This is a genomic window from Streptomyces sp. NPDC033845 (assembly GCF_055576225.1).
The window spans coordinates 92595-111510 of record NZ_JBVIRI010000020.1; the positions used below are offsets into that span (position 1 = coordinate 92595).

Genomic DNA, 18916 nt, shown 5'->3' on the forward strand with positions numbered 1-18916 from the left:
GCAGGCCTTCCTCGGGGTTTCCGCGCCCCGGGCAGTGCGGACGGCGGGAGTTCCTGACTCACCCGGCGCAGCCGTCACCGGCTGCCACCGGACTCACAGTGGCGGGACCGCGCCGGAATCGCACCGGGCTTCCTCCCATGTCGCCGTCCTCGGCGATGACGGGCCGATCGGCCCGCTGACCAGCCATCCTAGGGGCCGACCGGGTGACTCCGGGAGGGGGGCTCCTGGAGGGGGCCGCGAACCTGCCGCCCGGGCGGCGGGGGGAGGGAGCCGCCGCGGGGCGGTGGGTATGCTCGCCGCCATGCCGCCCTCCGAGTACGCCGCGCCGCCCCGGGACGAGCCCGTCCAGCGGGACCGCGGCGACGCCTGCCCGGGTGCGCTGCGGCTGCACGCGGCGGACGACGGGTATCTGGCGCGGGTCCGGCTGCCCGGCGGGATCCTCGGACCGGCCGCCGCCGAGGTGCTGGCGGACGCGGCGGACCGGCTCGGCGACGGGCACCTCGACCTCACCTCGCGCGGCAATGTCCAGCTCCGCGGCCTGGGCGCCGGCTGCGGCGGCGAACTCGGCGAACTCCTCGCGGGGGCAGGGCTGTTGCCCGCCCCCTCGCATGAGCGGGTGCGCAATGTGGTGGCCTCCCCGCTGTCCGGGCTGGACCGCTCGGGACGCCCCGACGTCCGCCCCTGGATCGGCGCCCTCGACCGGCTGCTCTGCGCCGCCGACTGGGCCGCCGCCCTGTCCGGCCGCTTCCTCTTCGCCTGCGACGACGGCCGCACCGACGTGGCCGCCCTGGCCCCGGACATCCTGCTGCTGCCCGCCCCGGCCCCCGCCCCGGCTCCGGCCGTCGCCGCCGGGCCGGGCCGGGGCGCGGGCCGGGGCGCGGCTCCGGGTGCCGGTCCGGGCGCACGGCCCGGTACGGGCGCCGACGCCCCTGCCGGGGCGCGGGCCCGGGTGCTGGTGGGCGGGGCCGGCGGCTGCGGGGTGGAGGTCGGGTGGGCCGACGCGCCGCGGGCCGCGCTGCTGGTGGCCCGGGCCTTCCTGGCGGCCGCGCGGGCGGCCGGGACCCGGGCCTGGCAGATCCGCGAACTCCCCCCGGAGCACGCGCTGGCCGCCGACCCGCTCGCCGCCCTGCTCACCGCCGAAGGCGTGCCCGCGGTGCGCCCGGTCCAGGGCGGCACCACCCCCACCGGCCGGCCGTCCGCCACCGGACCCCGGCCGGGCCTGGTCCGCGGACCCGGCGGCCGGGCCGCCCTGGTGGCCGGGGTCCCGCTGGGCCGGCTCGGCGCCGGGCAGCTCCGCACCCTGGCCGCGCTGGCCCGGTCGGCCGGCCCGGCCGAACCGCTGCGGACCACCCCGTGGCGCCGGCTGGTGCTGTCCGGGCTCACCCCCGAAGCCGCCGCCGGGGCCCGCGACACCCTGGCCGGAGCCGGGCTGATCACCGCGCCCGGCGACCCCCGGGAACGCGTCACCGCCTGCGTCGGCCGCCCCGGCTGCGCCAAGTCCCACGCCGACGTCCGCACCGACGCCCTGACCGCCGTCCCGGCCGCCGCCGTTCCCGCAACCACCTCCCAGGCCGCTGTCCTCGGGGCCGCCGCCGCCACGGCGGCGGTCGGGCCGTCCGGGGGCGAGGCCGGTGTCCGGCCGCCCGGCCGGAACGCCGCCGCCCGCGCCCCACTGCCCGCCGCCGGGACCGCCGCCCCGGCCGCCGCCGAAAGCACCGGCACCCCCGCCGCCGCCGAAGACACCGCCGCCCCGGCCGCCTCCGCAGGGGCGGAACCGCTGCCCGTGCACCTCTCCGGGTGCGAGCGCCGGTGCGGGCATCCGCGCGGGACCGCCTGGGTGGATCTGACCGCGGCCCCCGACGGCTACGCCGTCACCGCGCCCGGAGGCCTCGCCCGGTCCGGTGTCCCGGCCGCCGACCTCGCGGCCCTCCTCGCGTCCGTCCGGGCCCCCGGACCGGACCTGGGGCCCGCCGCCGTCGGCCTGGAGTCCGGGGCCGGCCCTGTCCCTGCCGTGGGCGCCGCGCCCAGTACCGGGCCTTCGGCCGTGGCCGCCGTCGGCGTCTGCCCCGGGCCCGGGCACGGGCCCGAGCCGGAGCCCGATCCCGGGCACGGGCCCACTGCCGCCCCGGCCCCCGCCGGCCAGCCCGGCACCGCCGTCCCCGCGCCCGGACCATGGCCCGACCCGGCCCCGGCCCAGGGCCCGCCGAACCCGCAGTCCCCGTAACACCCCCTGACCCCCGTCCACATCAGCTGAGCGAGTAGCGAGTACAGAGTGTTCGAGTACGAGAAGGACGGCGCCGCGATATACCGGCAGTCCTTTGCCACGATCCGCGCCGAGGCGGACCTCTCCGGGCTGCCCGCCTCGGTCGCCCAGGTCGCCGTCCGCATGATCCACGCCTGTGGGATGACCGACCTGCCCCGGGACCTCGGCTACACGGACGAGGTCGTGCTGCGGGCCCGCGCCGCCCTGCGGGCCGGGGCCCCGATCCTCTGCGACGTGCAGATGGTCGCCAGCGGGGTCACCCGCAAGCGGCTGCCCGCCGACAACGAGGTGCTGTGCACCCTCTCCGATCCGGCCGTCCCGGGACTCGCCGCCAAGATGGGCACCACCCGCAGCGCCGCCGCCCTCGAACTCTGGCGTGACCGGGGCCTGTTGGAGGGTTCCGTGGTGGCCGTGGGGAACGCGCCCACCGCCCTGTTCCGGCTGCTGGAGATGATCGAGGAGGGCGCCCCCCGCCCCGCCGCCGTGATCGGCGTGCCGGTCGGGTTCATCGGGGCCGCCGAGTCCAAGGACGCGCTCGCCGAACACCCCTCCGCCCTGGACCACTTGATCGTCCGGGGCCGGCGCGGCGGCAGCGCCATCGCGGCCGCGGCCGTCAACGCGATCGCGAGCGAGGAAGAATGAGCACCGCAGACCTCACCCCCGGCCGGCTGTACGGGGTCGGGCTCGGCCCCGGTGACCCGAACCTGATGACCCTGCGCGCCGTCCAGGTGATCGCCGAGGCCGATGTGGTGGCGTACCACAGTGCCCGCCACGGCCGTTCCATCGCCCGCTCGATCGCCGCCGGCCATCTGCGCGCCGACCACATCGAGGAACCCCTGGTCTACCCGGTCACCACCGAGACCACCGACCACCCGGGCGGCTACCAGGGCGCCATGGAGGAGTTCTACGAGGCCTCCGCCGCCCGGCTGGCCGCGCATCTGGACGCCGGCCGGACCGTGGCCGTGCTGGCCGAGGGCGACCCGCTGTTCTACGGCTCGTACATGCACATGCACAAGCGGCTCGCCGACCGCTACCGGACCGAGGTGATCCCCGGGGTGACCTCGGTGAGCGCCGCCGCGGCCCGGCTGCAGACCCCGCTGGTGGAGGGCGAGGAGGTGCTGACCATCCTGCCGGGCACCCTCCCGGAGGAGGAGCTCACCGCCCGGCTCGCGGCCACCGACTCGGCCGTGGTGATGAAGCTCGGCCGCACCTTCCCGGCCGTCCGGCGGGCCATGGAGGCCTCCGGCCGGCTGCCCGAGGCCCGCTATGTGGAGCGGGCCACCATGGCCGGCGAGCGCACCGGTGTGCTGGCCGACACCGACCCGGACTCGGTGCCGTACTTCGCGGTGGCCGTGGTCCCCAGCCGGATCGGCAACCCGGGCGGCCGCCCGCAGGGCCCCGGCGAGGTCGCCGTGGTCGGCACCGGACCGGCCGGACCGCTGTGGCTGACCCCGGAGACCAAGCGGGCGCTGGCCGACGCGGACACCCTGGTCGGCTACACCACCTATCTGGACCGGCTGCCGGTCCGGCCCGGCCAGGTCCGGCACGGCTCCGACAACAAGGTCGAGTCCGAACGCGCCGAGTTCGCCCTGGACCTGGCCCGCCGCGGGCAGCGGGTCGCCGTGGTGTCCGGCGGCGATCCGGGGGTGTTCGCGATGGCCACCGCCGTCCTGGAGGTGGCCTCCCAGGAGGACTACCGGGACGTGCCGGTACGGGTGCTGCCGGGGGTCACCGCCGCGAACGCGGCGGCCGCCGCGGCCGGTGCCCCGCTGGGCCACGACTACGCCACCCTCTCCCTCTCGGACCGGCTCAAGCCCTGGGAGGTCATCGCGGAGCGGCTGCGGGCCGCCTCGGCCGCCGATCTGGTGCTGGCCCTCTACAACCCCGGTTCCCGCAGCCGGACCTGGCAGGTGGCGAAGGCCCGGGACCTGCTGGCCGAACTGCGCGGGGCCGACACCCCGGTGGTGGTGGCCCGGGACGTGGGCGGACCGGAGCAGTCGGTGCGGGTGCTCACGCTGGGGACGCTGGAGCCGTCCGAGGTGGACATGCGGACGATCCTGCTGGTCGGCTCCTCGCAGACCCGGGTCACCGAACGGGGCGACGGCAGCCGGATCGCCTGGACCCCCAGGCGCTATCCGGAGGACTGACCGCCGAGGGGTGCCCCCGCGTCCGGAGCCGCCCCCGCCAGCAGGGCGAGGGCCTCGGCGACGGTCTCCGCGAGCGGCACCCCGGCCGGGACCGGCGGCCGGTCCACGATCAGTACGGGGATGCCGGCCTCCCGGGCCGCGGTCAGTTTGGGCGCGGTGGCGGAGCCGCCGCTGTCCTTGGTGACCAGCAGGTCGATCCGGTGCGCGCGCAGCAGCTCCCGTTCCCCTTCCAGGGTGAACGGGCCCCGGTCCAGGAGGATTTCGGTGCGGGCCGGCAGCGGGGGTACGGGTGCGTCCACCGAGCGGACCACGAACCGGGGTCCGTCCAGGCCGGCGAAGGCGGCCAGTCCGGTCCGGCCGGTGGTGAGGAACACCCGCGAGCCGAGCCCCGGCAGCAGCCGGGCGGCGGCCGCGAGGGAGGGGACCCGGTGCCAGCGGTCCCCCGGTACGGGGCTCCAGGCCGGGCGGCGCAGGGCCAGCAGGGGCACCCCGGTGGCGGCGGCCGCGGCGGCCGCGTGGAAGCTCATCCGTTCCGCGAACGGGTGGGTGGCGTCGACCAGCCGGGTCACCCGGTGCTCCCGGATCCAGGCGGCGAGGCCCTCGGCCCCGCCGAACCCGCCGATCCGGGTCTCCCCGGGCGGCAGCACCGGGTCGGCCACCCGCCCGGCCAGCGAGGTGGTCACCCGCACCGGGCCCGCGCCCGGGCCGGTGCCGCGACCGGCGGCCAGGGCCTCGGCCAGGCCGCGGGCCTCGGTGGTGCCGCCGAGGACCAGCACGTGCGCCGGGCCGCCCGGGCCGGGCGGCCCGGGCTCAGCAGGCATGCCGGTCGCGCTCCGGCGAGTACAGGTGGCTGTCCCGGAACTGTTCGGCGCCCAGGGTCCGGCCCACCATGATGACCGCGGTGCGGACCAGTCCGGCCTCCTTCACCTGGCCGGCGATGTCGGCCAGGGTGCCGCGCAGCACCAGTTCGTCCGGCCGGGAGGCCATCGCCACCACGGCGGCCGGGCAGTCGGCCCCGTAGTGGGGGAGGAGTTCGGCCACCACCCGGTCCGCGTACCGGGTGGCGAGGTGCAGGACCAGCAGGGCCCGGCTGCGGCCCAGGGTGGCCAGGTCCTCGCCCTCCGGCATCGGGGTGGCCTGCTGGGCGATCCGGGTGAGGATCACGGTCTGGCCGACGGTGGGGACGGTCAGTTCCCGCTTGAGCGCGGCGGCGGCCGCCGCGAACGCCGGTACCCCGGGCACCACTTCGTAGGGGATCCCGGCCGCGTCCAGCCGCCGCATCTGCTCGGCGACCGCGCTGAACACGGACGGGTCCCCGGAGTGCAGGCGGGCCACGTCCAGTCCGGCTGCGTGGGCGGCGACCAGTTCGGCGAGGATCTGGTCCAGGTCGAGCCGGGAGGTGTCGACCAGGCGGGCGCCCTCCGGGCACTCGGCCAGCAGCTCGCGGGGCACCAGGCTGCCCGCGTAGAGGCAGACCGGGCTGGCGGCCAGCCGGCGGGCCCCGCGGACCGTGATCAGGTCGGCGGCGCCGGGGCCCGCTCCGATGAAGTACACGGTCATGTCAGCTCTCGATTCCTTCCGGGGCGGTGGCGGCCGGGGGGCCGGCCGGGGCGGCGGGGGCCGGTTTGGTCACCGACCACTGGGTGACCGGCATCGACTGGCGCCAGCCGGTGAACCCGCCCACCGGCACGGCGTGCGAGACCGCCAGTTTGACCAGGTCCCCGCCGTGCGACCGGTGCCAGCTGCCGAGCAGGGCCTCGGACTCCAGGGTGACGGTGTTGGCGACGAGCCGGCCGCCGGCCGGCAGGGCCGTCCAGACCGCGTCCAGCAGTCCGGGGGCGGTCAGTCCGCCGCCGATGAACACCGCGTCGGGGACCGGGAGTCCGGCGAGGGCGCCGGGGGCCGCACCGGTGACCACCGTCAGGGCCGGGGCGGGGACACCGAGCGCGGCGGCGTTCCGGACGATCCGGCCGGCCCGCTCGGCGGAGCGCTCCACGGCGACCGCCCGGCAGGAGGGGTGGCTGCGGGTCCATTCGATGCCGATGGAGCCGGATCCGCCGCCCACGTCCCACAGCAGTTCGCCGGGGGCGGGGGCCAGCGCCGCCAGGGTGGCGGCCCGGACGTGCCGTTTGGTCAGCTGCCCGTCGTGCTCGTAGGCCGTGTCGGGCAGGCCGGGGACGGCGCCCAGCCGCAGCGCGGCCGGATCCCGTCGGCAGTCCACGGCGACCACGTTCAGGGCGGCGCCGGGCTCGTGGTCCCAGCCGGCGGCGGTGCCCCCGTACGTCCGCTCCTCGGCGGAGCCCAGCTGTTCCAGCACGCGCAGCCGACTGGGGCCGAACCCCCGCTCGACGAGCAGGGCGGCGATCCGGGACGGGCTGGCGGCGCCCTCGCTGAGCACCAGCACCCGCCGGCCCTCGTGCAGGGCGGCCGCCAGCCGGTCCACCGGACGGCCCACCACGGTCACCACCTCGGTGTCCTCCACCGGCCAGCCCAGCCGGGCGCAGGCGAGGGAGACCGAGGAGGGGTGCGGGTGGAACCGGAGCCGGTCCGGGCCCAGCTCCTCGGCGAGGGCCCGCCCGATCCCGTGGAACATCGGGTCCCCGCTGGCGAGGACGGCGATCCGGCGGCCGGCGTGCTCGGCCAGCAGCCGGGGGACCGCCGGCCGCAGCGGGCTGGGCCAGGACACCCGCAGGCCCTCGCAGGCGGGGGCGGGCAGCAGGCGGAGCTGGCGGGCCCCGCCGATCAGGACCTCGGCTTCGGCGAGCGCGGCCCGGGCGGGCTCGGTGAGCCCGGCCCAGCCGTCCGCTCCGATACCGACGACCGTCACGGGGATGGGGGGTGCTGCGGAGCTCACTGCGCGGTTCCTCGGGGCGGTGCGGAGGGGGTAAGGGAATGGCTCCGCACTCTACCCGGCACCGCCGGGGCCGCCCCGCCGGGGCGGCCCCGGGGTCCGGGGTCCGGGGTCCGGGTGTCAGCGGATGACGGCGGAGAAGTCGTCCAGCTGGATCCAGGTGATCTTGTTGGTCGGGAGCGGGCCGAACACCTTGATCTGTCCCTCGGTGTTGAGCTCGATCCGGCAGGAGTTGATGCCCTGGCTGTTGTTGCGGGGGCTGGTGCCGCGGGTCCGCTTGGGCGGCCGGACCGCGGCGGGCAGCGTCCCGAGGGGGGTGTCGGCCGACAGGTCGCACAGCAGGGTGCCGCGCAGCTGGAGGAACTCGGTCCCGGCGATCCGGATGATCCGGGCCTGGAGCGGGGAGCCGGCCTCGGCGGTGATGCCGGCGGCCAGGGCGACGTCGGTCCAGTCGACGACGGTCTGACAGCCGTCCGCCGGAGCCGCGGCGGCGGCCGGGGAGGCGGCGGCCAGCGGTACGGCGACGGCGGCGGCCGGGGCCGCGAGGGCGGCGGCGAGCAGGGTGCGGCGGCTGGTGGTGTGCTGGGTCACGGGGTCGATCCTCCGGATCGGGCGGGGCGGGAAGTCGGGCGTGCTGCGGTCGGACCGGTAGGACCGGTAGGACCGTTCGGGCCGGTAGGAAGGGCTTCGGCGGGGGCCGGGGTCAGCGCCATGCGATGGAGACGCCGTCGAGGCCGACCCAGTCGATGGTGTTGTCCGGGTAGGCGCCGAACGCCCACAGCTCCCCGTGCGCGGCCGTCTCGACCCGGCAGACGCACCGGCCGGAGTCGATGTTGCGCGGGGCGTTGTCGCGCAGGGTCCGGCTGGGACGCAGCCGGTGCGGGAGCGTGGCGAACCGGCCGTCCGCGGTCAGCCCGGGCGAGATGGCGGCGGTGCCGCGCAGCTGGAGGTAGGTGGTCCCGGCCAGGGCGACCAGCCGGCCGCGCGGGGGCTCCGGGTCCGCGGTGACCCCGGGCGCCAGGACCAGGTCCTCCCAGTCCGACAGCACCTTGACCCCCTCGACGGCCGGCCGGGTCGGGTACCAGCCCACCGTGACGTTCCGGGAACCGGTGGTGCCGGCCACGGTGTCGCTGAACCCGAACAGCAGGCGGTTCTCCCCGGTCGCCGGGTCGGTCTCGATGCCCAGGCCCTCCGGTTCGCGCCGCTTCAGCCCGTCGGCGGCCGTGACGATCTGCCGGTCGATGCGCTGCCCGGTCGTCCAGTCGTAGGAGGACAGGAAGGTGATGCCCGGGAACTCGCTCGGGACGTTCGGCTGGCTCGTGTCGAACTGCGCCCACTGGTAGGTGTAGAGGACGTCGCCGAGGACGGTGAACCCCTGGTGGGTGAGCTTGGGCTCCAGCGGGAACGGCGAGGGCACCGCGGGAGTGAGGTCCTCGCTGCTCGGCATGACGAAGGTGGTGCCCACCTCGGTCCAGTCCCCGGCCGCGGCCGCCGCGGTGCCGTAGCGGGTGAAGTGCCGCTTGCCCGCCTTGGAGTACATGATGGTGAGCAGGCCGTTCACCGGGTCCGTCGAGGGGCCGGTGCCGCCGGTGCTGCCCGCCGGGGCGAACTTCCGGGACTGCGGGACGGCCGCCGCGTCGAGGACCTGGCCGTCGACGAACTTGAACCGGGTGACGTTGGTGCCGAAGGCGAAGGTGCCGGTGGTGAGCGGACCGACCTCGGTCCACAGGTAGGTGTCGGCGCCGACCGGCTGGGCGCCCAGGGCCAGGCCGTGGCCGAACCCCTTGAGCTGCATGGAGCCGGTGACCGCGCCGGTCCGCCGGTTGATGCGGTTCAGATAGAGGTGGCCGGCCGCGGCCGTGGCCGAGCTCTCCACCTGGAGGACGAAGAGGTGTCCGTTGACGGTGTCCGTCGCCAGCGCCTGCGGCGCCGGGTTCTTCACCAGGTCCACGCTCTGGACGAGCTTGCCGGTGACGCCGGACAGGTCGACGCCGTTGGCGTCCGTGATGGCCATGTTGTCTCCCCCGGGGACCCCCTCTGGGTCCCGCACCTGGAGATCATCACATGAATCGAACGCGAAGCGAACGTGAGTTGAAGCGCAGGCAAAATCGGCGATCGGACGCGGGTGGGCCGCCCTGGGACGGGACGGCCCACCCGCACCGGCGGCCGGTCAGCGTGAGGGACTGACCTGCACGGTGGTCAGCGCACCGCCGGCCGCCTCCTTCACCACCGCGATCCGGGTGCCGGTGTCCGGCACCTTCACGCCCACCTGCGGCAGTTCCGGATTCCAGTAGGAGCCGGTCCGGTCGTCGAACACCGGCACCGCGGCCCGCGCCGGTATCAGCACCGGCACCCCCGCCTTGTGCAGCACGATCTCGTCACTGGCCCGCAGCGAGAACGTCGCGTCGAAGGTCTGCGCCCGGGCGTTCAGCAGGCTCCCGTCCGCGTACCGCAGCGGCTCCGGCCGGGCGTCCACCGGCAGCAGCATCCCCGAACCCGGGTGCGCCTTGGTGGTGTTGTCGCTGTACGCGGTGTCCCACAGCCACACCAGCACTCCCTGCTGGTACGGGTAGAACTCCACCCGGTCGGTCCCGAACCCGAAGTTGTACGGGCCGGTCCGCAGATAGCTGCCGTAACCGGTGTACCGCCGGTTCTCCACCAGATACGCCCGCGGATGCTCGGCGACACCGGTACGGCCCTGCGTACGGGACCACTTGACGGCCGTCCAGCCGTTCGCGCCCTGCTCGGCGCCGTCCCGCAGCAGCTCCCGGCCCTCCGGCCCGGCCGTGATCCGCAGGTCGTCGAAGGTGACCCCGCGGCCGTGGGTGTTGCTGTCGGAGGTGACCCGCAGCCGCAGCTGCACCGACCGTCCGGCGAACGCGTCCAGCGGTACGGACAGCTCCGTCCAGCCCGCCGAACTGCCGCTGATCCCCTTCGCCGGGATCGGCGCCCCGCCGGCCGTACCGGGCAGCGCCGCCCAGTTCGCCCCGCCGTCGACGGAAGCCTCCACGGTCAGGAAGTCGAAGTCCTGCTCGATGTCGAACCAGACCCGGGCGTCCAGCCGGGCCGGCCCGCCGGCCGCCACCCCGGACAGATCCACCGTCCGGGACAGGGTGTTGTCCATGAAGTCACCGGTGCCGCTCCACCACTGGCTGCCGCCCTCGAACGGATCGGTCAGCTCGGTGCGGGTCACCGAGGGCGGCAGGTGCACCAGCAGCGCCTGCGGATCCTCCGTGTTGTATCCGGAGACGCCCAGCACCGCCCGGGTCTTCCGGCCCGCGTCGGCCTCGGTGTACTCCAGCCAGCCCAACTGCAGCTTGGACCACGGGTCCAGATCGCCGGGGAAGTCCCCGGTGGTGTTCCGCCCCTTGCCCAGGTACGAGCCGGCCGACATCAGCGACCAGTAGTTGACGCTGTTGTCCCCGTCCGAGCTGTACAGGTCCGGCAGACCCAGATCGTGTCCGAACTCGTGCGCGAACAGCCCGATCCCGCTGTTCTCGCCGGCCGTCAGATAGTCCCCGGCCCAGATCCCGGACTCGCCGACCGGGGTGCCGCCCGCCTTGTTCCCCTCGGGCCCGGCCGTCCCCGCCTGGTTCCAGTACGCGAACCAGCGGTGCGCCCAGACCGCGTCGGTGCCCTGGGCGCCGCCGCCCCAGGTCTGGTCCTTGCCGGCGTGCACCACCATCAGATGGTCCAGATAGCCGTCCGGCTCGTCGAAGTTCCCGTCCCGGTCGGCGTCGTAGCGGTCCCAGACGTCGTACTCGGCGAGCTGCGCCCTGATCTGCGCCGGGGTGCGCCCCTTGCCGCGCTCCGCGTGGTACCAGGCGTTGGTGGCGTCCCGGATCATGTCCCAGTTGGTCCGGCACTGGCCGGACTCGGTGCACTGGTCCGTGCCGTAGCGGGCCTCGTTGAAGGGCAGCCGCACCCAGTCGGTGACATGGCCCTCCATGTCGTAGCGCCCGGAGGACTGGAGCCGGTAGTAGTTCCGCAGGGTGGCCGCGCCGGGGTCGGTGCCGAAGAACTGCCGCTGGTAGTAGGAGCGGTCGAAGTCCTTCCGCCAGAGGGTGTGGTTGTCCTCGCGGGAGGGCTTGCCGATGGTGTTGTGGCGGGGGCCGGCCGTGCCCCCGTACCGGGGCTCCACCTGGTCGCCGAACTCGGCCAGGATCACGAAGACCTTGTCCTTGCGTTCCTGGGCGAGTTCCACGTACCGCTTGCCCACCTTGACCTGGCGGGGGAGCGTGCCGTCCGCCTCCGCCCGGGTGGCGCCGGCCGCCACCCCTTCCAGCGCCTGCCGGCGCAGGGCCTGCCGCTGGAGCTCCAGCGGTGCGGGCGGCGGGGCGGGGGCGTAGCGCTCGGCCGCCGGAGCGCCCGGGGAGGGCGCCGCGGGGCCGGGTGCGGGCGTGGCGGCGAGGGCGGGGGCGGCGAGCAGGGCGAGGGATATCGCCGCACCCACCGCAGCGAGTCTGCGCAAGGTCGTGGACCTCTCGGTGAGTTGGACCGGAGCGCAGGTAATATTTCACATGTCACAGGTGATGGCCAGAGGTTCTCCTCAGAGAGTCACCGCGCAGTACTTGAGCCCGAAGAACTCCCGCTCCACCGAGAACTCGTACTCCGTGCCGGCGGGGCACTTCTCGGGCTTCGTCCCCCTGGCGGCGATCAGGCTCTTCGTCGCGACCGCGATCACCTTGTACTGGGGCCGGTCGTCGCCGGTGCCGGCGCAGGGGGTCTCGAAGGCCCCCTTGACCCGTTTGGTGATGCTCTTCGGGTCCCGGTACTCCCGTTCCAGCAGGCAGTCGCCCTTGACGATGTTGGGACCGCCACCGGCTCCGGGGGCGCCCGGATGGGGGGCGGCCAGGTTCCGCAGGCAGACCTCGGCGAACTCCTCCTCGTAGCTCTCGGGGTTGTCCCGGGTCAGATGGATCAGCACGTCGGCGTCCGCGGCGGAGGGGTCGCAGTGCGTTCCCTTGACCGTGTCGAACTCCTTCGCCCGGTACACCACCTTGGCCACCGCGGAGGAGTCGGCGCAGGGGACCTCCTGGTAGCCGCCGGAACCGGTGGCGGAGGGGTCCCTGCCGACGCAGGCACCGCGGGTGAAGTCCCGCGCGCCGAAACCCGGTGAGGGGCTGGGCGAGGGGGCCGGCGGGGTCGGCGGTTCCGCCGTGGTCGGCCCGGCGGCCGGGGGCTCGGTGGCCCCGGTCCCCGGTCCGGACTCCGCGGGATCCGGGCCGGTCGACTGCGAGGAGGCGGGTCCGGCCGCCCTCTCGTCGCCCCCGTCTCCGCTTCCGCCGCCGCAGGCCGCCAGCAGGACGCCGGTCAGCAGTAGACCGAGCGCCTTGACGACATGTCCGTTCCGCGATGCCCGCATGGTCCCCCCACGGTCCCGCCCCGACCCCCGTCGTTGCGGTGACTACCCCTCAGGAGTGCCCAACACGCTTGAAGACGGGCAAAGTTCGCGTCAGCGGGCGAGCCAGTCGGCGGCCCGGGCCAGCTCCTCCGGGCCGGCCGGGGCCAGTGCCAGCAGGCGCTCCGGCCGGTACGGGAGCCGGTGCCGGCCGGGGGAGAGCCGGGCGCGGGCCAGCAGCCATCCGGTCAGCGCGTGCGGGTCGCCGGGGCTGCCGCCGAGGGTCCGGGCGTAGAGGGCCAGGGCGGTGGCGGGGTCCCCGGCGGCGAGATGGCCGTCGGCGGTGCCGGGGGAGCGGGGCGGGTCGGCGAGCAGGTCGGCGCGCGGATCGCTCCAGCGGGCCGGGCCGGGGGCGGGCACCGAGGGGTGGGCGGAGGCCGGCGGGGGAGCGGAGTCCGAGCGGAAGGCGGCGGCCAGCAGGGCCCGTTCGGGCTCGGCGCAGCGCAGGTTGCGCAGCCGCCACTCGACGCGGTGCCCGGCGGCGGCCGTACGGGCCCGCAGGGTCGGGCCGGGGGCGAGCCGTTCGCGGAGCCACCGGTCCAGGGTGGCGGCCAGCCCGTGCAGCAGCCGGGCCCCCGGGCCGGTGAGCTCGGCCCGGGTCAGCAGGGTGCGTACGGCCAGCCGGGTCTGGAGGCGGCGCAGCGCGAACCGGAAGGCCGCCAGATCGGGATCGGCGGTCCGGTCGGCCAGCCGGTCCCGCCAGAATCCGGCGACCCCGGTGAAGGCGTACGCGCCGTGCAGCAGACCGGTGGTGTGCCGGGGGTCGGGGCGCCAGGGGGCGTAGTGGATCTCGGCGCCGTCGTCTTCGAGCAGCGGGAACAGGTGCAGCAGGGCGCCGAGTTTGCTGTGCTGGAACTCGTGGACCATGGCCTCGGCGAGGGCGAGCCCGTCCTCGGGGCGGGTGACCAGCATGGAGCCGAAGGCGTCCGGGGTGGTCGCGCTCAGCATGGCGGAGTCCTCGGCGGCCCGTGCCGAGTGCTCCCCGCTCCAGGGGACGATCCGGCGGACCTCCGGTGGCCGCAGCCGCCCCGGACCGCCGGTGTCGGCGCCGGTGCCGGGGTCGACATCGGTGCCGGGGCCGGCGTTCGCGGTCGTGCCCAGGAGGGCGGTGGCCTCGGTGAACAGCCGCTGCCAGTGGGCCGTTTCGAGGGGGCCGAGCGGGCGGGGCGGGACCGGTTCGCCCGGCTCGCGGTAGGGGTCGAGGTCGTCCAGCCAGGTGGGGGTGCCGGTGAAGGTCCGGGCCGGGGTCCAGTGGGGCTGTGCGGCGGGATCCCCGGGACGGACCTCCAGCGTGCGGGGGCGGGGGGTGCCGTCGGGGCCGGGGAGGGTGGCGGTCAGCCGGAGGGTGCCGTCCCGTAAGCGGGCGGTGGCCGAGCTGAACTCCACCGGGGCGGGACCGCGGGCCGGGGCGGGGGCTTCGTGGAAGTGGGCCAGGCCCAGGGTGGGCAGCACCAGTCCGCCGTCCCGCAGCGGCACCCGGACCTCGGCGTCCAGGCCGGCCCGGAGGCGGGCGGCCAGGCCGAGGGCGAAGAGGTGTCCGGCGTCCGTCCACAGCGGCGGTCCGTCCGCCGTTCCGTGCAGCCGGCGCAGCATGTGCGAGGTCCAGCAGCCCATCTGAGGGCTCATCAGCAGGTCCTCGGCGGCCTCCGGGCGGGCTTCGGCGGCCTCGGCGATCAGCTGCCAGGCGGTGGCGGCGGAGCCCAGCGGGCCCAGGGCCGGGGGGTGGTCCTCCAGCCGGTCCAGCAGTTCGGCCAGCAGCATCAGCCGGCGGCCGCGTTCGGCCCGTACCAGGAATCCGACCGCTTCCGCCGAGCCTCCGCCGGAGGCGAGTTCGTCGAACCAGGCGCTGGGCATACGGAGCCGCCCACCCGACTTCGGCGGGGTCATGTCAAGCCGTCCCGCTGCCGCCACCCGACGGGTTCCCCCCGCCCATCGCGGTGCTGTGGGCTCGTCTGGCCTCCACCAGGATCCGCTCGCTGCGCAGGGGGGCGGTGATGCCGCGCAGGGCGGCGATGCTCACTCCGGTCAGGTCCACCAGATCGGATTCGACGTGCTCGGGGCGGACCGAACAACCGGGTCGGTCCGCGTTGGCCGGCTCAAGCAACGTGCATCCCCCTTCGTGTTCCCCGTTCACGCGCCCTGATCAGGTGTCCCGTCGCGATGGCGGAGTCCTACCATGATGACGAACCGGGGCCTTCTCGGAAAGCCCACGTGATCAAGCCAGTTGATTATCCGCTATCCGGTGAACCGGGGTCCGGCGACCGCCCGGAGGGCCGCTTCCAGCACCGCCGCCCGGGCCTCGTCCTCGTCGAGCAGGGTCACCGCGTCGTAGAGCAGCCACAGCTCACCGGGCTGGCCGCTCAGGGTGCGGATGATGCCGATGAGGTCGGTGCGGGGCTTGGAGTTGCGGCGCATCCGCAGCACGCTGGGCGTGCCGAGCTCGCCCACCAGGGTCTGCCGCTCGTCCGGGTCCGCCATCATCGGATACGCGAGGAGGGCGTTGAGCAGCCGTTCCAGCGGGGGCCGGGTCGGGGGTACGGACGTGGGTGCGGCGGTGGGGGCGGTGGTGGCCGTGGCCGTGGCGGCGGGCGGTGCGGCCTGCCGTTCGGTGCGCTGGCCGCTGTACAGCGAGAGCACCGGCAGCTGTTCGGTGCGCCGCTCCGTCCGGAGAGCACTGATCCGGTCCCGGACCCGGGCGAAGAGCTGCTCGGGGTCGGGCCAGGGACCGGCCTCCGCCGGATCCCCCGCCAGTCCCGCCGGCCCCTCGCGTCCCTCCAGCACCTCCAGCACCGCGTCGGAGAAGAGACCGGTCCGCCGCACCGGGTCGTTGGCGGCCCGCTGACCACGGGTGGCGCCCAGCAGCAGGGCCTGCTGGTGCGCCTGCACCCGCTGTCCGGCCGGCAGCGTCTCGGAGGGCAGGCTGTGGTGGAACCCCAGCTGCTCCACGAAGGTCTGGCAGGCGTCCACGATCCAGGTCTGCCGGGCGAACCCGGGCAGCGCGTCGCTGGCCAGGGTCCTGCGGACCGACTCCAGATCGAGGTTCCGCTTGTCGGCGGTGCCGGCGTCCGCGCAGAACAGCCGCAGCCGCTCCTCCTGGTCCAGCACCCCGTGCCCGCCCCACCACACCCACAGCATCTCCCCCCGAAGGGACGGGAGTCGGGACACGATCAGGCGGCGCAGGGTGTCGTGGTCGGCCGGGAGATGCGGGACCCCCGGATCGGTGAGCGGGTCCAGACAGAGCAGCACCTGCTCCTCCGGCACCCCCTGGCCCAGCAGCCAGTCGCGGAACCGCAGGGCGTCCCGGGCCGGGCCCGGCAGGTCCCAGGCGGGCCCGGCGGCGTACCGCTCGATGCCCACCACCAGGGCGAAGGTCCGCCCGGCGGCGAAGGGCCCGGTCACGGCAGCCGCTCCGCCACGGCCCGGTAGACCGCCGGGTTGGTCCAGTAGGCGCTGTGCGAGGCCGGGAACGGCTGCCGGTTGTCCACCTCCACGTCCGTCACCCGGCCCGGGAACAGCGGACCGCCGACATAGCCGAGCAGATCCCGGGGATCGTAGAGATTCAGCCACTCCGGCACATGGGCGGGCAGCGGCTCCGGATGCGCGAGATGGGGCAGCGCCCCGCTCTCGTACAGGAACGGCCCCTGGGACCCCACGGTCACCAGCAGGGACACCTGCGGCAGCGGTCCGGACAGCAGGGTGTCCAGGGCGATGATCCCGCCGAGGCTGTGGCCGACCAGCACCACCGGCGGGGCCAGCTCCGCTATCCGCTCGCGCAGGGCCCGGCGCAGCGGGCCGCCCCGCGCCAGGTACAGCATGATGTCGGCCGCCGCCGGATGGGCGGCCTCGGTGAGGGCCCGCCGCCGCCGGACCGCCTGCCCGGTCGCGATCCGCAGGGCCGGGCGGGCCAGCAGCGCGCCGATCCCCCGCTCCGACCCGGTGGGCGGGGCCCCCATCAGACCGGCCAGCGCGTCCACCGCCCCGTCCCGGGCGGCACCGTCCGGAATCACCGGCGAGTCCTCCGCGAGCATCCCGGCCACCGCGTCGGCCACCAGCGCGCGGGCCAGCAGCCGGGCCAGTACGGGGTCCTCGGGGACGGCGGCCGAGGCCGGGCCGAGCAGTCCGCTCCGGGCGAGCGCGACGACCGCCCCCACGAGGCCGGCCGGCGGCAGACCGGCCGCCTCCGCGATCCGCCCGAGCCCGGCCGCCGGCTCCCCGCCGGGCGCGGTCAGCGCCCCGAGCATCCGCCGGGGCCGCTCGGCGGGCAGCACCGCCCCCGGCGCCAGCTCGGCTCCCGGCCCGGTCCGCGGGCCCCCGGCCGCCAGGGCCAGCTCCGACCACGGGTCCCGGTACAGCACGGCCCAGGGCTCGGTGCCCTCGGCAGGCTCCGGCCCCTCGCCGGGACCGCCCCGGCCGCGCCCGCCCTCGTACGGCACGGACAGCCCGCCGGCCCCGAGCCGGGCCCCGAACCGGGTGCCCCAGGGAAAGGCCGCCACCTCGACCCCGGGGGCGTGGCCGCGCAGCCCCGCGGCGAATCGTGCGGACAACTCCGATAATCCGGGCTCTCGTACGCCCGTGCCGTGCAGGAACAATGCAGTGGTCATCCGGCCCCGCCCCCGTGACACCTGATGCGATCACGTCATATATCGGCCCGTCAATTTAGCAGTATGCTGGAGCAGTGCCCCTTGATCCGGGTGCGCAACCGTTCTTGTTCTTGGTCGTGCACCTGCCGTGGCCCGGGCCCGGCACCGGAGTCGTCACAGGGGGACCGCGTGAATTCCGAAGTGATGATCACCCACCTCGTCGGTGCCACCGCCCTGATCCTGATCATCGCGCATTCGGCGGGCTGGCTCGCCCGCAGGCTCCGGCAGCCCGCGATCATCGGACAACTGGTCGCCGGAATCGCCCTCGGGCCCACGGTCCTCGCGGAAATCTCCCCCGGACTCGCCCGCACCCTCTTTCCGGAACAACTCACACCGGTTCTCAGCGGCCTTTCCCAGATCGCCCTCGTCCTTTTCCTGTTCGGGATCGGCTACGAGCTCGATCTGGGAATTCTCAAGGGCCGGGCCCGCACCGTGGTCAGCGTCTCCCTCTCGGCATTCCTGCTCCCCATGGCGGTCGGCTGCGGAACGGCCCTGATCTTCCACGAACAACTGGCCGAACTCGGCGCACCCGAGCAGATGAACGCCTCCTCGGTGCTGTTCTTCGGCGTCGCCCTGTCCATCACCGCCGTCCCGGTGCTCACCGCCATAGTGCGGGAGACCGGACTGGCCGGGACCGTCCCCGGAATCGTCGCCGTCTCCGCGGCCGGACTGATCGACGTGCTCGGCTGGACCGTCCTGGTCGGCACCCTGCTCCAGTCCGACGGCCACGACGGCATGTCCTGGCAGCTGCGCCTGCTGCTGGTGGTCGTCTTCACGGTCACCATGCTGGTCTGCGCCCGGCCCCTGCTCCGCCGGCTGCTGTGGCGCCAGCAGGTCGACCCCTCGGTCCGGCTGGCCGTCCTGGTGGGCTTCGCCTTCGCCGCCGCCTGGGTCACCCAGTCCCTCGGCCTGCACGTGATCTTCGGCGCGCTGCTCGCCGGAGTGGTCACCCCCCGGGAGGGCGGCGGCACCCTCGACCCGGACCTGCTCCGGCCGCTGCACGACATCGGACTGCTCCTGCTGCCGTTCTTCTTCGTGATCTCCGGCCGGAGCGTGGAGATCGGCGGGCTGGACTCCACCGGGATCGCCGCCGTGGTCGCCCTGACCCTGCTCGCCGTCGCCGTGAAGGTGGTCAGCGGTACGGCCGCGGCCCGGCTCTCCGGCCTGGACCGGCACGACGCCCGGACCGTCGGCGTACTGCTCAACACCCGCGGCCTGACCGAGCTGATCGTGCTGAACGCGGGACTCCAGGCCGGTCTGCTGAGCGGCCGGCTGTACACCGCGCTGGTGCTGATGGCCCTGATCACCACGGTGCTCACCCAGCCGCTGCTGGTCGCGGTCGGCCGGCTCCGGGAGCGGGAGGAGCGCCGCCGCCCGCCCACCGGCGGCCACGGGGCGGGCATCCCCCCGGCCGCCGGCCCCGCCGACCCCACGGGCAGCCCGCTCCCGTCCGCCGGACAGCCGCTCTAGCGGTCCCCCGGCGGGCAGCCGCCGCGGCGGACACGGCCTGGCCCCTAGATGTGTTGTCCGGGCAGGTTGGTGACGCGGCTGGCGGGTGTTTGGCCGTGGATGCCGGTGTGGGGTCGGTGGTAGTTGTACCAGTCGATCCAGTCG

Annotated in this window: 15 protein-coding genes and 1 riboswitch; of the genes, 4 read left to right on the plus strand and 11 right to left on the minus strand. The window is 75.4% G+C overall.

What is annotated here, in order from left to right; all coding sequences use genetic code 11:
- Positions 1-47 precede the first annotated feature (47 nt).
- Positions 48-156, minus strand: a riboswitch (cobalamin riboswitch).
- A gap of 133 nt (positions 157-289) precedes the next feature.
- The 3 genes from ACZ50K_RS30895 to ACZ50K_RS30905 are packed head-to-tail and all read left to right on the plus strand — an operon-like array spanning position 290 to position 4410.
- On the plus strand, positions 290-2224 hold the full coding sequence (locus ACZ50K_RS30895; RefSeq protein WP_468909111.1) for a nitrite reductase: 1935 nt from the start codon (positions 290-292) through the stop codon (positions 2222-2224).
- A gap of 48 nt (positions 2225-2272) precedes the next feature.
- Complete coding sequence (locus ACZ50K_RS30900; RefSeq protein WP_468909075.1) at positions 2273-2905, plus strand: precorrin-8X methylmutase; 633 nt, start codon at positions 2273-2275, stop codon at positions 2903-2905.
- Positions 2902-4410 carry a precorrin-2 C(20)-methyltransferase gene (locus tag ACZ50K_RS30905; protein ID WP_468909077.1) on the plus strand — a complete coding sequence of 503 codons (1509 nt, stop codon included), beginning with the start codon at positions 2902-2904 and terminating at the stop codon, positions 4408-4410. Before ACZ50K_RS30900 ends, ACZ50K_RS30905 begins: the two co-directional genes overlap by 4 nt.
- Here the strand turns inward: ACZ50K_RS30905 and ACZ50K_RS30910 are convergent.
- The 11 genes from ACZ50K_RS30910 to ACZ50K_RS30960 form a co-directional block, all read right to left on the minus strand.
- Positions 4395-5231: a cobalt-precorrin-6A reductase gene (locus ACZ50K_RS30910; protein ID WP_468909079.1), complete on the minus strand. Its 837-nt coding sequence runs from the start codon at positions 5229-5231 to the stop codon at positions 4395-4397. The two genes, ACZ50K_RS30905 and ACZ50K_RS30910, sit on opposite strands and share 16 nt — an antisense overlap.
- Positions 5221-5970, minus strand: coding sequence for a precorrin-4 C(11)-methyltransferase (gene cobM / locus ACZ50K_RS30915; protein WP_468909081.1), 750 nt, complete (start codon positions 5968-5970; stop codon positions 5221-5223). Before cobM ends, ACZ50K_RS30910 begins: the two co-directional genes overlap by 11 nt.
- Position 5971: 1 nt before the next feature.
- On the minus strand, positions 5972-7264 hold the full coding sequence (gene cbiE / locus ACZ50K_RS30920; protein WP_468909083.1) for a precorrin-6y C5,15-methyltransferase (decarboxylating) subunit CbiE: 1293 nt from the start codon (positions 7262-7264) through the stop codon (positions 5972-5974).
- A 117-nt stretch (positions 7265-7381) separates the two neighbouring features.
- Complete coding sequence (locus ACZ50K_RS30925) at positions 7382-7852, minus strand: hypothetical protein (protein ID WP_468909086.1); 471 nt, start codon at positions 7850-7852, stop codon at positions 7382-7384.
- Between the two features lie 112 nt (positions 7853-7964).
- Positions 7965-9275: a hypothetical protein gene (locus ACZ50K_RS30930; protein WP_468909088.1), complete on the minus strand. Its 1311-nt coding sequence runs from the start codon at positions 9273-9275 to the stop codon at positions 7965-7967.
- A 156-nt stretch (positions 9276-9431) separates the two neighbouring features.
- Positions 9432-11732 carry an immune inhibitor A domain-containing protein gene (locus ACZ50K_RS30935; RefSeq protein ID WP_468909090.1) on the minus strand — a complete coding sequence of 767 codons (2301 nt, stop codon included), beginning with the start codon at positions 11730-11732 and terminating at the stop codon, positions 9432-9434.
- A 78-nt stretch (positions 11733-11810) separates the two neighbouring features.
- Positions 11811-12626 carry a hypothetical protein gene (locus tag ACZ50K_RS30940; protein ID WP_468909093.1) on the minus strand — a complete coding sequence of 272 codons (816 nt, stop codon included), beginning with the start codon at positions 12624-12626 and terminating at the stop codon, positions 11811-11813.
- 90 nt (positions 12627-12716) lie between these two features.
- The gene (locus ACZ50K_RS30945; RefSeq protein WP_468909095.1) at positions 12717-14549 is read right to left on the minus strand and encodes an aKG-HExxH-type peptide beta-hydroxylase; all 1833 of its coding nucleotides are present in this window, start codon (positions 14547-14549) and stop codon (positions 12717-12719) included.
- 1 nt (position 14550) lies between these two features.
- Complete coding sequence (locus tag ACZ50K_RS30950) at positions 14551-14766, minus strand: hypothetical protein (protein WP_468909097.1); 216 nt, start codon at positions 14764-14766, stop codon at positions 14551-14553.
- Between the two features lie 131 nt (positions 14767-14897).
- Positions 14898-16061 (minus strand): effector-associated domain 2-containing protein, encoded by a 1164-nt coding sequence (locus ACZ50K_RS30955; protein ID WP_468909099.1) that lies wholly within the window; start codon positions 16059-16061, stop codon positions 14898-14900.
- Positions 16058-17206, minus strand: a complete 1149-nt coding sequence (locus ACZ50K_RS30960) for an alpha/beta fold hydrolase (RefSeq protein WP_468909102.1) — start codon at positions 17204-17206, stop codon at positions 16058-16060. The genes ACZ50K_RS30955 and ACZ50K_RS30960 overlap by 4 nt, the downstream gene beginning before the upstream one ends.
- A gap of 225 nt (positions 17207-17431) precedes the next feature.
- Between ACZ50K_RS30960 and ACZ50K_RS30965 the strand changes: the two genes are divergently transcribed.
- Positions 17432-18772: a cation:proton antiporter gene (locus ACZ50K_RS30965; protein WP_468909104.1), complete on the plus strand. Its 1341-nt coding sequence runs from the start codon at positions 17432-17434 to the stop codon at positions 18770-18772.
- Positions 18773-18916: the final 144 nt, after the last annotated feature.